Raw genomic sequence first — 15,561 nt, forward strand, 5'->3', positions numbered from 1 at the left:
GGAAATGTGAGGGCCAAGTGACATTTCTCGACGGAATGTTCGTGCACGTCCGTGCACTGCAAGAACTCCGCGAACGGAATGTCGCTCGCGGCCTCACGGGCGCTCTATCGAGGGCTTCGCGAACCGAGCGTGTCGGCGCAGCTCCAATCGATGCGATAAAAGGTGTAGATCGTGGTCTCGGGACGCATGATTCCGAGCCCGTCGATCCTCGCGCTGCCGAGCCGCGTGAGGCACGGGGCGTAGCGGCTGCGCCGGCGCAGGTCGTCATCGGCGAGCGCGCGATCCACCAGGAACGACGGTTTCGCGAACGCCGAGAACGCCAGGTCCGCCACCGCGGCCTCGGGCGTTTCTCGCTCGAGGATCGGCACCATCGGCGGAGTGACCAGCCCGCCCAGGTCGACGACCGGCAGATCGCTGTAGTAGGCAATCGCGCCGATGTCGGGCGTGGCGATCGAGGATCCGGGCGGTGCCACGCCGTGGAACCATTTCCCCCACTGGATCAGGCTCGCGTGCAATCCGGCGGTGAACGACCGCACGTGCGGCACGACGCTCTGGCGGTAGACGAGGGCGTTCTGCACCAGCACGATCGCGGTGACGATCGCCGCCAGCGCCGTGGCGCGCCCGCGGCGCGCGGGCTGCGGCGGATCGCCGCACCACCACAGCTCGGCGGTGCGCCACGCCAGCCAGGCCAGCACGGGCAACAGCGGCAGCAGGTAGCGCGAGATCACCGGAACGCCCCGCGCCACGTACAGGACCGGCACCAGCGCGATCCACACCCAGGGAAGCAGCCGTTGCGCCAGCACCTGGCGCGGCCACAGCTTTCGCCCGCCGAACAGCAGCGCCAGCACCAGGAGCAGCGCGAGCGCGCCGTCGGTCGAGCCGATGATCTTCGCCTGCCTCACCAGGTTGTCGACCGGGATCCCGGCCGAGGCCGACCCCGCCGCCTTGGCCGACAGCGTCTGCGGCCAGAAGGTGCCGAAGTAGAGGCGCGCGAACAGCAGCCAGCCGCCGTAGATGAGAAGCGGCGGTAACGAGCCGAACACCAGGCGCCGCAGCCCGGCGCGATTCTCGGTGTCGGCCATCAGGAAGATGCCCCACAGCCCGAGCAGGAACACCGCTTCGGGACGTGTCAGCGCGGCGATCGCCCACAGCGCGCCGGTGCGCACCGGGCGCGCGCCCCACTGCTGGCCTTCGGTGAACGCCACGAAGCCGCCCAGCACCAGGGCGACCGCGAGCGGTGTCTCCATTCCCGAAAGGGACCAGCGCAGCATCCAGGCGTTCGCCGACCACGCCAGCGTGCCGAGCGCGCGCAGCCCGGGAGTCGCGACGGTACGCCTCATGAGCTGGAGGAACAGCATGATCGAGAGGAGCGTCGAGATCCCGCCCATCCACTTGGCGGCCGCCACCCCATCGATACCGAGCGCCATGGCGTCGGCGAGCAGCGCCACCCACAGCGGGCTGGTGCAGCCGTAGATCCGCTCGCCGGGATTGAACACCAGCCCCTGCCCACGCGAGAGATGCTGCGCATAGCGCAGATGGATGAACGTGTCGTCGGTGAGATATCCGCGCAACGGCCACATCAACACCAGCGCGAGCGCCAGCGAGAGGATGAGCGCGAGTTTCTCGACGCGAGTGAAGGGAACCGCGGCCGTCGGGCTCATGCATCGCTCCGGGCGCGATCGCTTCGGGCCTCGATCTGAGCATCCAGCGCGTCCGCCAGGCGACCGGCCAGCGCCGAGCGCGTGTGCTCGGCGAGCCACGGCCTGTCGCGATCGGGCTCGCGCCCCCGCGCCAGCCATGCGTCCACGCGCCTCCCGATCTCGGCGGCGAGTGCCGCGCGGTCGCCCGGATCGATCCTCACCGCCCCCCCTCGCTCGGCGAGCTCGGCGGCCTCCTCCTCCTTCGGAATCAGCGCCACGATCGGCCGGCCGCTGGCGAGATACTCGTAGAGCTTGCCCGGCACCATGGTCGGCGATTCCGGCGGCTTCCACAGCAGCAGCAGATCCGCCCGTTCCTGGAGCGTGCGCGCGGCGGCGTGGGAGATCGGACCGGTGAACTCCACGATGCCGGTGAGACCGAGCGCGACGGCGCGATCCTCGTAACCCCGATCGTAGGGACCGGCGAGTCGCGCACGCACGCGCCGCCTGAGCTCCGGGCGTCGCTGGAGCAGCTCGTGCAGCGCTTCGAGCAGCACTTCGGTCTCGGGCATCTGCGACAGCGTGCCCGTGAACACCAGTTGGAAGTGCGGACCGGCGGCGAGGGGCGCCGGCGGCGCCGCCTCGCCATGGTCTTCGCCCGCGAACGGTTCGAAACCATTGGGCAGATGCATCACGCGGCCGGGGCCCCGGCTCGCGCGGCGCCGCAACGCTTCGGCGTGGGTGCGCGAAGCCGCCAGCACCAGATCGGCGTCGTCGAGCACGCGCGCCTCCATGCGTTCCTGCTGTGCCCGATGCCAGGCGGTTGGCGGCTTTCTCAGGTGGAGCGCCACCCACGGATCGCGGAAGTCGGCCACCCAGGGCAGGTCGAACCCGCGGCGCGCGCGATCGGCCGCCAGGTGCACGCTGTCGGGAGGCGAGCTCGAGAGCAGCGCGTCGACGTCGCCACGTTGGACTCGCCGGCGCGCCACCGACGCGGCTCGTCGCGCCCAGCCGGCGTAGGAGTCCGGCAGCAGCCACCAATCGCTGAGGGAACGCAGGCGCGAGAAAGTCGCGCCCGATCGGCGCCCGCGGTCGCCGCCCCGCATGCGCAGCCAGGCGGCGAGCGCGCTGCCGCCCTCGACTCGAATCACCTCGGTCTCGCCCGGAACGCTCGCCTCCAGAGTGTCGTCGGTCACCCAGTAGTCCTTCCGACCCGCGCACACCACCGTGCAATTCCAGCCGTGCCGGGGCAGCTCGCGCACGAAGCTCAAGACGCGATGAACGCCGCCGCCCGCGAGTGGCGGAAAGAAGTAGCACAGAATGAGCAACCGGCGCCGCCGTCGATCGCCGGCAACGCGACCGGTGTCGCTCATCGTGGGCCTCCTGCCGGGATTCGCTCCGCGCCAGTGCGGCGGCTGGCCACCGCGCGCTCGAACAGGCGCTCGATCTTCGCCATTTGGACGTCGCGATCGGCGCGCGCCGCGATCACCTCGGCATTGCGCGCGCGCGCCGCCTCGCACCAGGCCTGGTTGGAGATCGCCCGCTCCAGCGCCTGGGCCAGACCCGCGGGATCTCCGGGCGCGAACAAGCGCGCGCCGTCGCCCTCACCCACCCACTCGCGATTACCCTCGAGGTCGCTCACCACCGGCACCGCGCCGGCCGCCATCGCTTCGAGCAGCGACACCGAAGTCGAGTCGGAGCGCGAGCAGGAGACGTAGATCGAGGCGCGGGCGAGCGACGCCGCCATCGCGGCGGGAGTCAGCAGGCCGGTGAAGCGCCAGCGTCCCGCCGGAAGACGGCGGGCGGCGAGGCGCTCGAGCTCGCGCGTCAGGGAGCCGGCGCCGGCGATCTCGAGGCGCGTGCCCGCCCAGCGCTCCATCACCTGCGCCGCGCCCTCGATCAGGGTGGGCAGGTCGTAGATCGGCTCGTGCTGGCGCGTGCTCAGCAGCAGCCCCGCCTCCCTTGCATCTCCCGGGTGGAAGAGCTGGCGCGAGATCCCCCAGGGAATCGCGTGCACCCGCGATTCGGGTGCGCCGAGCGCGCGCGCCGCGGCGGCCAGATTCTCGCTGTCGGCGATCACCAGGTCGGCGCGCTCGAGCACCAGGCCGGCGCGCCGCCGGCTCAGCGCGCCGCGCGCCCGCGCCAGCAGCAGGTCCGATCCCCACGCCGACACGCTCAGGGGACGGCGACCGCAAAGCACGCCCAGCAGCCCGTAGTTGGGAACGTAGTGGGCGTCCACCAGGTCGGGCTCGAATCTGGCCAGAGCCGAGCGCAGCGCGGGCGCGGCCAGCGGATAGCGCACCGCGCCCGGCAACGGCCAGCAGGGCAGGCGGAATGCCCCGAGCTCGACGGGCCCCGGCTCGAGCGACCACACCCGCACCTCGTGACCGCGCGAACGAAAGTATTCGACCCAGCGCTGCGTGTGCCCCACCGAGGCATTGGAGAGCGTCGCGATCTTCATTCGGGCTCTCCGAGCGGGCGACCGCGCCTCAACCGCGCCTGCAGCGCCGCGACCATTCGCCCGACGCGGTGCGCGTGACGCGCGTCGAGCCAGCGCACCGGATAGCGCACAGGCGCAGCGCCCAGCGAATCCTTGAACGCGAGGATCGCCTCGCGGCCGGCGCTGGCGCCGAGATTGATCCGAGCGCGCCCCTGCTCGTGAGCCCATTCGATCACCGACCAGAGCAGCAGCGGGAAGGCGTGGCTGGCGCGAGCGTCGGGATGCGAGCCGCTCCACCACAGCAAGGTCTCGCGCGGTCCGTCGAGCGCCAGCACCGCGGCCAGCAGTCCGCGGCTGTCGCGCACCGTGAACAGGCGCGCGGGCGCCTGGTCTCCCCACTCACCTCCGATCGGGCGGAGGAGGCGGCGCAGCAGTTCGAGGCGCAGCGGTCGATGGGCCCGCCAGGCGCGCGCCTGCGCGGAGTAGAGCGCGTAGGCGCTCTCGAGCGCCTCGGGCTCTTGCGTGACCGACAGCCCGCGCTCCCTGGCCTGACGCATTTCCTTGCGTGTCTTCCGATCCATGCGCTGGAGCAGCGGTTCGGTCCCGCGCTCGAGCGAGAGAATCGCGGCTTCGAATCGGCGCGTCTCGCCGCCCAGCCGCGACAGCGCCCCATCGGAAACCGGGGGGCCCACCGGTCGATAGCAGACCCAGGAGCCGCCCACCGCGCCCAGCTCGATGGCCAGGGCTTCGAGCGCCCTGGCGGCGCAGAGATCCACCTCGGCGCGATCCGGTTCGAGCGAGAGCGGCGCGCCCGGAAGCGAAGCCGGCAGCGCGTGGATCCAATGAAAACTGGCGCGACGCTGCACCACCACCGCCATCGATCCGCACAGGCGCCCGCCGCGCTCGATCGCGAGAAAGCGTGTGCTCATCCCGGTCTGCGCGACCGAAAAAGCGTGCGCCACTCCGGGATGATGCGCGGGAGTGGCGTTGGGATCCCGCGCCAGCAGCTCGCGAAAGCCCGGAGGCGGCGAGGCGCTCCAGCGGAAGCGCGGCTCGGTCAAACCGGCTAACGCAGCACGGCGACGCGGACCGTGGCCGAGCTGCCGCCCGCGTTCGCGTGAACGAAATAGATGCCCGGCCTCACGGTCTGGCCGTCGTCGTCGGTCCCGTCCCAGATCACGCTGTGGTTCGCCGGTGCGTTGAAGTGCTTCACCTTGCGACCGCGAAGGTCGAAGATCACTCCCTCATACGCGGTGCCATTGCCTTTGATCCGGAGCTGCAGGCCGGTTTTGTTGAGCGCGATGGGGTTGGGATAGACGAGAAACGAGAGCTGCGGCACGCGCGGCGGCGGCGGCGGCGCGTAGTGCGGATCGTACCGGTTCATGCCCGACGAGGTGCTGATCCACGCGACACCGCTCACCGGGTCCACGCGGATCGCATAGACCTGATTGCCGGCGATCGGTGAGTTCTCGATGTTGAAATCCTCGCTCGTGCCATTGGAATGGTAGACACGCACTCCGGCTTCCGTTCCCACCCACGGTGAACCGTCGGGTCCGACCGCCAGAGGATTCCCCGCGAACAGCGCGGTGGCCTCGGGAATGGTGTACTCGGCCTGGAACGTGATCGGCGTCAGCTTGTAGCGTCGCAGTGACTGCGTCGTCAGCATCCACAGCGTGTCGCCACGCGCCACCAGGCCCTGCACGTCGAGCCGGCTCACGTCGGTCATGGGGGTCGCGTCGTGCATGCCGTTGGGGCCGAGCGGAAGCTGAACCCACTGGGCGCCGTTCGGATAACCGACGAAAAGAACGTGGTCGCGGGTCACCGTCAGGCCGTGAATCTTGCTGTTGAGCACGCCGCTCTGATTCTCGTTGCGAAAATTCGCCACCAGCACCCCGAGCGAATCGAATTCGAGCAGTCCGCTGGCAGGAATGACCCCGAGATCGGGCGTGTCGCCGCCGAACCAGCGACCGCCATCGCTATCGGCGGCCGAGGACCACATGCGGGTGCGATCGCGCAGCGAGTCGGGCCAGGTGTGATGAATGAACTGCGGGGTGGGGTTCGAATCGTCGATCTCTTCCAGGGCGAATTCCCAGTTCGCGATCCACTTCTTGTGCTCTCGATCCACCAGCAGGGCCCACGCGTAGAGGGGTTCGATGAACGTCGTGTCGCAGTAGCCCGAGCACGGCGACGGAGTATCCGGCCAGATCCGCCACTGGTCGCCGGTCAGCCGGCCCACACCCTGTTCCGCGGAGTTCACCCAGACTCGTCCGCTGTCCAGGTTGAGATTGCGAATATCGTTGTCTGGCGGGGCGTCGGGGGTGAAGACCGGCCAGCCGGTTGCGACTCCCGCTGCCGGTTGCTCGATCAGCCCGGTCTGATTGGCGGCCAGGTAGAGCCCGGCGCCGTCGGAAGCCGGAATCCACACCGACGGATCGGTGAAGGAGCTGGCCGCCTCGGTGTTGAGCGTTGCCCAGCCTTCGTTGCACAGCCGATAGAGCCCGAGATCGGTCGAAGCCGTGACCACGCCGCCGTCGTCGAACAGGCGTTTCATGTTTCCGGTATAGCCCTGCATCACCCATTGATTGTTGACGTAGGTGTAGGCGCGCCCGCCGGCCTGACAGAACAGAAGAGTGTCGTTGGTGACCAGCGCTCCGATCTGAGTATTGAGCAGACCCGTGTTCAGGCTCACCCAGTTCGCAAGCCCGGTCGAGCGCTTGCTCAGGTAGATGCCCTGGCCGGTCGAGACCCAGATGGTGTCGGGGTGGACGACGATTCCCGTGATGTCGTCGCTGGCAAACGGTGACGGCTGGCCGAAGCTGGGCAGGACGCCCGCGATTTCCTTTCCGTTCCAGAAGGCGATGCCGCGCGGGGTCCCCACCCAGATCGTGTCGCCCTCCGCCCGCAGGCAGTTGACGCTGTCGGCCGGCAGCCCGTCGAAGGCATTGATCAGCGACCACGAGCTTCCATCCGCGGACATGCGACTGAGTCCGGCGCCGTTGGTCCCTATCCAGAGCCGCCCGCTCCGATCGTAGGCGAGCGCCGTCAGCTCGTTCCCGGCCAGCCCGTTCGGAGAGCGGGTGATCGCGGTGAAGCTCTGGGCGGAGCGACGGTAGAGGAGGAGACCCGCCTCGCGAGTCGAGCACCACACCGTGTCGCCCTTCACCAGCAGATCGCTGTAGCGGTGCGGCGTGAGATAGGTGGTCCAGCCTCCAGACGTCGACGGAGACATCGGCACGACCGCGAGCAGGGTTGCGAAGGCGCTGATGAACGACAGGGTCATGCGACTACTCCAGACGGCCGATCAGATCCAACACGCGTAGACGCCAGACCATCCACGCGGCTTCCCAGACGATGCGGCGACTCATTTTCGATACCCCGGCCTGGCGGTCCACGAACAGGATCGGAATCTCGCGAATCCGAAAACCCTTCTTCCAGCACTTGAACGACATCTCGATCTGGAACGCGTAGCCGTCCGATCTCACCTGGTCCAACCGGATCGCCTCGAGCGCGCGGCGACGGAAGCACTTGAAACCACCGGTGGCGTCGCGGAGCGGCAGTCCGGTCACGAGCTGCGTGTAGCGATTCGCCATGTACGAAAGGATCAGTCTCTTCAGCGGCCAGTTGACCACGGTGATGCCGTGCAGGTAGCGCGATCCGAGCACCACGTCGACCTCATCGGCGTTCTTGAGGAACTCGCCAATGCTGTCCGGGTCGTGCGAGAAGTCCGCGTCCATTTCGAAGATGTACTCCGCGCCGTTGTCGAGCGCGTAGCGGAATCCGTCGCGGTAGGCCGAGCCCAGCCCCATCTTGCCCGGACGCTGGAGCAGATGCACGCGCGGCTCGCGCGCCATCCATCCCTTGACGATCTCCGCGGTGCCGTCGGGCGAGCCGTCGTCCACGACCAGCACATGGAGTCCGTACGGCAGGGCCATCAGCTTCTGGATCAGCCGGTCGATGTTCTCGCGCTCGTTGTAGGTCGGCGTGATGATGATCTTCTCCACTCGATCTCCTCTCTCCCGCCTGTTCAGGCCGCGGGCAAGGGAGTCCGGCCCCGCCGGGAGATCCACACCCCGACCAGGACCAGACCCAGAGAAAACACCGCCGAGATCACGCTCAGCATCAGCCCGAGTCGGATCGCTCTCGATCGATAAGTGAATACCACGCGATGCCGGCCGGCCGGAACGGCCACCGCGCGGAGCAGATAGTCGGCCTTGAGCACGGGAGCCGGCCGGTCGTCCACGGTCGCGGTCCAGTCCGGATACCACTGATCCGCCAGTCGCAGGATCGCGGGCCCCTGCGACTCCTCGTCCACCGTCACGTCGTTCAACCGGTAGGACAGCACCGACGCCCGCGCCTGCCCGAGCGGTCCAAGTTTCAGGTGGGGATCCTGCTCGAGGAACACGACATCGCCGCTCTCCGAGGTTCCCAGCTTCACCGAGTCGAGGATGGCGCGCGCCGGCTGCACCACGTGATACCGATCGAGGAGCGTGACCCGCGGCAGCGCCAGCCGGTTCTCGTAGATCACCTGCGAGCCGCGGAACGCCTCCTTGAGGAACGGCGCGGCCGGCAGCGGTTGAGCGGAAATGATGTAGCGCACGTTGAGCAACCGCATCCAGCCGAGATTGAACTGCAGCGTGTCGTCGAGAAAATCCTGGATGAGCCGGGGCTTGGCGGCGTGATAGCCGCCCACCGAAGCGATCCCGAACCCGGCCAGCCGGTTGCTCTGGAACTCCGAGATCGGCAGCACCCGAAACGGGCCCGGAGCCTTCTCGAGGAACTCCACGACGTCGTCGCGCCCGGCGTCGAGGTTCTTCGCGATCGGCTCGCCGATCACCGGCGCCATGACGCGGCCGCTCACCGGCAGCAGCTCCGCCAGGAGCAACCCGAGCGCCACCAGGCTGGCGATCGTCGGCGCCCAGCGCCCGCGCAGCGCCAGCCACGCGGCGCCCACTGCGAGCAGGCCGAGGAACCCGCCGCGCCACAGGTCGCCGACCAATCCCTGGAACGCGAGCTGCGCGCCCTGCGGGCCCATCGCCGGATTGTGCGCCGATGCCATTGCGACGTAGCCGTCATGCCAGCTTCCCGACGCCGCGGCGAGCAGCAGCAGGATCAGCATTCCGGCGCCGGTGAACAGCACCAGCCGCTGCAGAGCTTCGCCGCGCTTCGTCTTGCCGGCGGGTGCGGCGGCGCCGTCGAGCAACGCGCTCCAGCCCCACGCCAGCCCGAGCGCGGCGGCGAGCTGGAACAACAGGATCACCATCACCGGAATGCGGAACTTGTTGAACAGCGGCAGATGCTGATAGAGCAGGCCGTACACTGGCGAGTTCTTCCCGAAGGCGACCAGCAGCGCGAACACCGCGAGCACCAGCGCGAAGATGCGCGGCGCGTCACCGCCCGGAGCCGGCTTCGCCAGGAACGCGGGCAGCGCGAGCAGTACCGCGACCAGCCCGACGTAGGCGTTCGGATAGTCGGTGAACGGCATGCCGCCCCAGTACGTGGCGCCGCCGAACCCCACGAACCCGGGAATCACGATCGAGGGCAGCTCGATCGGCGACAGCGACCACGCGGTCGCGTACGACATTCCCACGCCGCCACCCGAGTCGCTCCCGCCGCGAATCGACCAGCGCGCGTAGTCGCGGAGCGGCAGGTTGTAGAAGCCGGCGATCCCGAACGCGAGGCCGGCGGCGGCGGCGAGCGCCAGCGCGCGCGCGGTGTGGGTCGCGAGCTGGCTGCGATCGCGGAGCGACAACAGCCAGTCCACGCCGGCGTACAGGCCGATCGCAAGCCAGGTGTAGAAGCAGATTTGAACGTGCCCGCGCAGCATCTGGAAACCGCCCGCGAACGCGAGGAAGCCCAGATCCATCAGCGACCCGCGCCTGAGCCAGCGCGTCGCCAGCCACACCATGAGCGGCAGGTACGCCGAATCCACCAGCTGGCTGCCGTGCCCGTGCGCCCCCACCGCCACGAGATTGGGGGCGAACACGAAGCCGACTCCGGCAAGCAGCGCGGCCTCCGCGCGCGCGCCCCATTCGCGCGCCAGCAGGAACATGAACAGGCCGCCCAGGAAGTAATAGAGCAGCAACCAGGTCTCGTCGGGGAGCGGCACCACCTTTTGAACGATCGCCAGCGGCCAGTCGGGCGGATAGATGAGCGGATTGTAGGCACCGCTCCCGAACGACGGCATTCCGAGGAACACATAAGGGTTCCAGAGCGGATAGACGTGGTCGTGCCACAGCGACTTCTCGCCCATCCGCACGAATCCCGCCGGGGCGGAGGCGTCCGGCGAAACGAACACCTTGCCGCCGAGGAACACGTCGTGGAAGAAGAGCACGACCAGCAGCGCGAGAATCGCGGCCGCCCAACCGGCGCTCAGTTGCACGCCGGACGCGACCGACTTCGGTTCGCGCCGGCTCGACTTGCGATCGGTCATGAAGACTTTCCGGTTGGAGGGGAACCCGCCGTCACGCCGCGAGACGGCTCTCGATGACCTGCACCATTCTCGCCGCCAGCCGATCCCAGTCGAAGTCGCGCGCCAGCTCGCGGCGCTGATCGGCCGAGGCCGGGGAAGCGAGCGCTTCCTCCACTCGGCTCACGAAGGAAATGGGATCGGTGCCGAACCACAAATGAGGGGGCCTGGGGCTCAGGTCGAGTACGGGAGTGGTGACCACGGGGAGACCTGCGGCGAGGTACTGATAAACCTTGTTGGGATTGATACCCTGCACGAACTCATCCTTCGCCCGAAAAGGAATCACCCCGACGTCGAGGGCCTGGACGTAGGCCGGAATCTGCTCGTAGGGTCTGGCCCCGAGCACCGCCACCCCCTCCCGCGCCGCGAATTCCCGGAGCGGGTCAGCGACCGCCGGCGACTGGGGGCCAATCAGCACCACCGTGCCCCCCCGCCTCGCCCGGCGCAGGGCCTCGAGCACGTCGAAATCCAGAAAATGCGACAGGAGGCCGAGATAGCCGATTCGAGGCCGCGGCAGCGACCTCATCTCGGGGGGTTCGGGACGAGGGGTCGCGAAATGCGACCATTCGACACCGTTGCCGATCACCGTCAGGGGACGTGAGGTCTGGCTCTCGAGCTGCCGCCGGTAGTATTCGGAAACCACGAACAGGGCATCCACCTGGTCGAGGGTGCGCTGCCAGTACCCTCGCGCCCAGACCGGCACGCGGGAGAACTGAAAGGGGCTATCGTTGAAGTCATAGAATACCAACTGGGCGTTGAGCCGTGAAACAGCGCCCGGACAGTAGATGTTGGAGACCAGCGCGACCGGCCGCGGTTCCACTCCCAGCGAGCGCAGGCGGGCCCTCAGGTGGTGCTCGGCGACCCGCTCGATCAGGAACCGGCCAGGCCGAGTGCCCGCGAGCGCGTTGTAGGCGCGACTGGTGGTGCCGGGTTTGAGGAACGGCACCGTGAAATAGGTGACGTTTCCCTCCTGGCGCGGGCGCCAGGGATCGTCCGCTCCCGCCGCCGGTGGCTGCGCGAAGAACACCCGCCAGCGGTCCGGGAAGCGGGACAACAGAAACTGCTTGCGGGTTCGGAAATAGCCCCAGCGAACTTCCGAAAGGACGACCAGGTCCACGCGGGATGGGTCAGGAGGCGGCGGCCGCCGTCTCCCGTTCGAACTCCGCTTCGACTTCGACGAACGAGCGATGCCGGCCGGCATGCAACGCCTGCTCCGGCGCCCGTTCGATTCGTCGCGGATCGCCGACCAGGTACTGCCGCGACCACGACTCCAGGGAGAGCCAACGCCACACCTGGAGCCCGATCCCACGCCGCCCGGCAAGATGGTCGTCGAGCGCCGCGAGCATGCGCGGCACGTCCACCCAGTCGTGCAGCGGGCCGGGCGCGCCCAGCCGCCGTCGCGCCTCGCTGGCGAAGCGGCCGCGCAGCCAGACGTCCACCGGCGTTTCGAACCCCATCTTGTCGCGACGCGCGAGAATGCTCTCGGGAATCCGATCCTTGAGCGCGCGTCTCAGGATCGCCTTGGTGGTGACGCCGTCGAGCTTCTGCGAATCGGGCAGCGAGAACGCGAACTCGACCAGCCGGTAATCGAGGAACGGGAGGCGCGTCTCGATCGAGAACGCCATGCTGTTGCGATCCTCGTAGCGAAGCAGCGAGGGCAACAGGCGCTGCGTGGTATCGAACGCCATCTGCCGCCGCACGGCGCTGCCGAAAGCGGCCGGAGGCCGGGGAACCGAGGCACCGCCGAGTCGCGAAAGGTCGGACGAGAGCACGCGATCCTTGCCCGAGCCGAACTGTCGCCGAACCCCTGCGGCCAGCGCGCGCGGCAGCCACGGCTCCAGCACCCAGCCCACCGTGGTGGGCCAGCCGATCCGCGCCGCCACCGGGCCAAAGTTCACGAGGAACGTCCCGATGCGGCCCGCCGCCAGTTCATCGCGCAGCCGAAGCGGCAGGTAGCGGAAGTAGCCGCCGAGCGTCTCGTCGCCGCCCTGTCCATCGAGCAGAACCTTGAGTCCCGCCTGCCTCGCCAGCTCCATCACCTTCCACTGCGAGTAGAGTCCGGGTCCCGCAGTCGGCTCGCCCTGGCGATCGGCGAGCGCATCGAACACGTGCCAGAAGTCGCTGCCGTCGGGAGTGACCACGTGCGAGGCCACGCCGCTCGCCGCCACCGCGTCGCGAATCCAGGCGCGTTCGTCGTACGACGGCCCTTCCTCGTAGGCGCAGCTGAAGGCGTGCATGCCCTTCGGCGCGCGACGCGAGGCGGTGGTCACTACCGCTGTGGAATCGAGGCCACCTGACAGGCACGAGCCGACTTCGACGTCGGCGCGCAGTCTCAGGGACACCGCGTCGGTGAACAGCGACTCGAACTGGCGCGTCCAATCTTCCGGCGTCCCGGTGGCGCGTGAATCGGGATCGAGCTGCCACCAGCGCTGAATGCCGAGCCCCTTCTCGGACAGCACCAGGAAGTGCCCGGGCAGCAACTGCCAGATGCCGTCGAAGCAGGTGTGCGCGTCGTGATCCACCCAGTCGAGCGCGATCAGGTCACGAACCGCCTCCAGGCGCGGAAGGATCCGGCGTGGCTGGGTGAGAGCGAGAGCGCGAGGCTCGGAGGCGAACGCGAATGAGCGGCCGTCGAACTGGTAGTAGAACGGCTTGACGCCGAGCCGGTCCCGCGCGCAGAACAATTCGCGGCGCTCCCCGTCCCAGATCGCGAACGCGAACATGCCGTTCAAGCGGCGCAGGCAGTCGTGACCCCATCGACGGTAGGCCGCCAGGATCACTTCGGTGTCGGAAGTTCCCGTGAAGCGATCTCCGAGCCGTTCCAGCTCGGCGCGCAGTTCGACGTGGTTGTAGACCTCGCCGTTGTAGGTGATCCAGCGCACGCCGGTGGAATCAGAAAGCGGCTGATGGCCGGACGGAGTGAGATCCACGATCGAGAGCCGGCGGTGGAGCAGGCCCAGGCTGGCGCCGCTCGCGCCCGCGCCGGGGTGCGTTCGTCCGGGCGACCAGGGGAGTTCTGCGCGGAACACATCGGCCGGCGTGTCGGGGCCGCCGAGCGTGCGGATACGCCCGCTCGAGGCCTCGACCAGAATCAACCCCTCGTCATCGGGGCCGCGATGCCGCAACAAGGTCGACATCTGATGAAGTCGGCCGAGGTCGACCCTCGACTCCGCCTCCCAGAGTCCAGCGATTCCGCACATCGATTCGATCTCCTCCCGGCTCTAATCCCGCGTCCGTTGCTCCGCCGAGTCCGCGTCCTGGTCCGCGCGAGGATCGCGCCCGACTGCGAACCCGGCCGTCCACACTCGAAGCCGCCACACGGCGAGCGCGTACACCGCCACGATCCCGAGGCGGATCACGGTGCCCGTCGTTCCCGGCGGGGAGAACCGCTGGCCCACGACTCCGGCCGCCAGCGCACCCAGCCCGAGCGCCGCCAATCGCCATCCGCGATAGGGAAGCGGATGCACGCGCTGGGACACGGCGTAGGTCACGACCGCGGACGCGAAGTACGCCGCGAACGTGGCCGCTGCCGCTCCCGGCGGACCCAGCCTTGGCGTGAGCAGCCACTGCCCGCCGATCGACACCAGCGCCGCGCTCGCCCCGCTCAAGTTCAGCCAGGGTGTCGCGAGCGCGATGCCGATGCCGATCGATGCGATAGTGTAGGCACCCTGCGCGACCGCCGCAAAGGCGAGCCACAGTGCGGGCGCCGCGGCCGAGCGATACGCGGGCGGAACGAGCACCGCGAGGACGTTGGGCGCGAGCAACCCGACCAGCAGCGCCGCCCCGCTCGCCGCCGCCACGTAGATCGCGAAGAACTTGGCAAACATGCGCGGCGATTCGGGGTGGTGCGCGCGCGAGTAGGCGAACGGCGCGTAGGCGAGCTGGAATCCCGCCACTCCCATCGACACCACCGAGAGGAACTTGGCGGCGATTCCATAGATTGCCACTTCGTCGAGCGTTCGAGTGCGCTGGAGCACGAACCGATCAAACGAGGCAACCAGACCGAAGAAGAAGATCGCCGGCACGGCCGGCAAGCCATAGGTCAGCATGCGTCGCAGCACCGGCCGGTCGAACACCGGCCGGAGCGAGTGCCGCGCCAGAACCAGCGCCAGAGCCGCGCTGCAGGCATCCCCGATCGCTTTGCCATACAGCACACCGATCACGCCCCGGTGCTGGACCACCACGAACAGGAACGACATGCCGAACACCAGCGTGACGTTAACGAAGTTAAGGATCACGAATTTGATCGGCTGAATCGTGACGCGCAGGACGTCGTTGCCGAACAGGACGATCAGCGTGAAGGGCAGCGTCGCCGCCGAGACCATCACGTACTTGCGGTAGGCGGCGCCCCCCATGAACTGGGTGGCGAGCGGACCGGCCAGGGATGCGATCACCAGCGCCACCGCCACCGAGGTCACGATGCGGAAGACCAGCGACGTCGACGCCATACGGATACGCGCTGCGCGATCGGGCTCGTGATAGAAGAAGCGGGCCAGCGCTCCATCGAGCCCCATCACCAGCACCAGGATCGCGGTCTGCGAATACGCGAATGCCAGCTCCGAGATCGCGTATTCGCCGGGGCGAAGAACGCGCGTCAGGATTGGAACCATCAGCAGGTTGACGGCGCGGTTGCCGACCTGGCCGAGCCCGTAGATCAGCGAGTCGCCGCTCAGCTTCTTCAGCGCTTCACGCATGCGCGATCACCTCGGCCGCCCGAACGGGTTCGACTTTCCGCACCAGGGACACACCCAGCGCTTCGGCCAGGGCCGGGGCGGCTCGACGATGCTGAGTTCGCCGCATTCGCGGCAGACGTTGGTCACGCGACGAAGGCCGGGAAGCGCCTCCGACCCACCGTGCCCTCCGCTCCCGGTCCGCGCGAGGGTCAGCACGAAGTTGGCGTCGCGCGCGAGATCGACTCCGGTCGCGCGATGGAGCGCCGCGAGCGCGTCGGTGAAAGGGCCCTGCAGCGACTTGGTGCGGGGGTCGTTCATCCACGAAAAGCCGGCCGGTACCAGAGC

At 68.6% G+C, this 15,561-nt stretch carries 11 protein-coding genes; all 11 read right to left on the reverse strand.

What is annotated here, in order from left to right; all coding sequences use genetic code 11:
- Window positions 1–104: 104 nt before the first annotated feature.
- Window positions 105–1,661 carry a hypothetical protein gene (locus tag VMJ70_08980; protein ID HTO91250.1) on the reverse strand — a complete coding sequence of 519 codons (1,557 nt, stop codon included), beginning with the start codon at window positions 1,659–1,661 and terminating at the stop codon, window positions 105–107.
- Entirely contained in the window at window positions 1,658–3,010 is a 1,353-nt protein-coding gene (locus tag VMJ70_08985) for a glycosyltransferase (protein ID HTO91251.1), read from the reverse strand. Before VMJ70_08985 ends, VMJ70_08980 begins: the two co-directional genes overlap by 4 nt.
- Window positions 3,007–4,098, reverse strand: coding sequence for a glycosyltransferase (locus VMJ70_08990; protein ID HTO91252.1), 1,092 nt, complete (start codon window positions 4,096–4,098; stop codon window positions 3,007–3,009). The genes VMJ70_08985 and VMJ70_08990 overlap by 4 nt, the downstream gene beginning before the upstream one ends.
- A complete protein-coding gene (locus tag VMJ70_08995; GenBank protein ID HTO91253.1) occupies window positions 4,095–5,138 on the reverse strand; it encodes a GNAT family N-acetyltransferase in 1,044 nt (347 codons plus the stop codon). The genes VMJ70_08990 and VMJ70_08995 overlap by 4 nt, the downstream gene beginning before the upstream one ends.
- Window positions 5,139–5,143: 5 nt before the next feature.
- Window positions 5,144–7,357 (reverse strand): two-component regulator propeller domain-containing protein, encoded by a 2,214-nt coding sequence (locus tag VMJ70_09000; GenBank protein ID HTO91254.1) that lies wholly within the window; start codon window positions 7,355–7,357, stop codon window positions 5,144–5,146.
- Between the two features lie 4 nt (window positions 7,358–7,361).
- Window positions 7,362–8,078, reverse strand: a complete 717-nt coding sequence (locus VMJ70_09005) for a polyprenol monophosphomannose synthase (protein ID HTO91255.1) — start codon at window positions 8,076–8,078, stop codon at window positions 7,362–7,364.
- A gap of 23 nt (window positions 8,079–8,101) precedes the next feature.
- The gene (locus VMJ70_09010) at window positions 8,102–10,507 is read right to left on the reverse strand and encodes a YfhO family protein (protein ID HTO91256.1); all 2,406 of its coding nucleotides are present in this window, start codon (window positions 10,505–10,507) and stop codon (window positions 8,102–8,104) included.
- A gap of 31 nt (window positions 10,508–10,538) precedes the next feature.
- Entirely contained in the window at window positions 10,539–11,597 is a 1,059-nt protein-coding gene (locus VMJ70_09015) for a glycosyltransferase (protein ID HTO91257.1), read from the reverse strand.
- 73 nt (window positions 11,598–11,670) lie between these two features.
- Entirely contained in the window at window positions 11,671–13,743 is a 2,073-nt protein-coding gene (gene asnB / locus VMJ70_09020; protein HTO91258.1) for an asparagine synthase (glutamine-hydrolyzing), read from the reverse strand.
- Window positions 13,744–13,764: 21 nt separating this feature from the next.
- Window positions 13,765–15,237 (reverse strand): oligosaccharide flippase family protein, encoded by a 1,473-nt coding sequence (locus tag VMJ70_09025; protein HTO91259.1) that lies wholly within the window; start codon window positions 15,235–15,237, stop codon window positions 13,765–13,767.
- Between the two features lie 6 nt (window positions 15,238–15,243).
- A partial coding sequence (locus VMJ70_09030) for a hypothetical protein (protein HTO91260.1) occupies window positions 15,244–15,561 on the reverse strand: 318 nt, incomplete at its 5' end.

The sequence above is a fragment of the Candidatus Sulfotelmatobacter sp. genome, assembly GCA_035498555.1.
In the GTDB taxonomy this organism is placed as follows: Bacteria; Eisenbacteria; RBG-16-71-46; order RBG-16-71-46; family RBG-16-71-46; genus DATKAB01.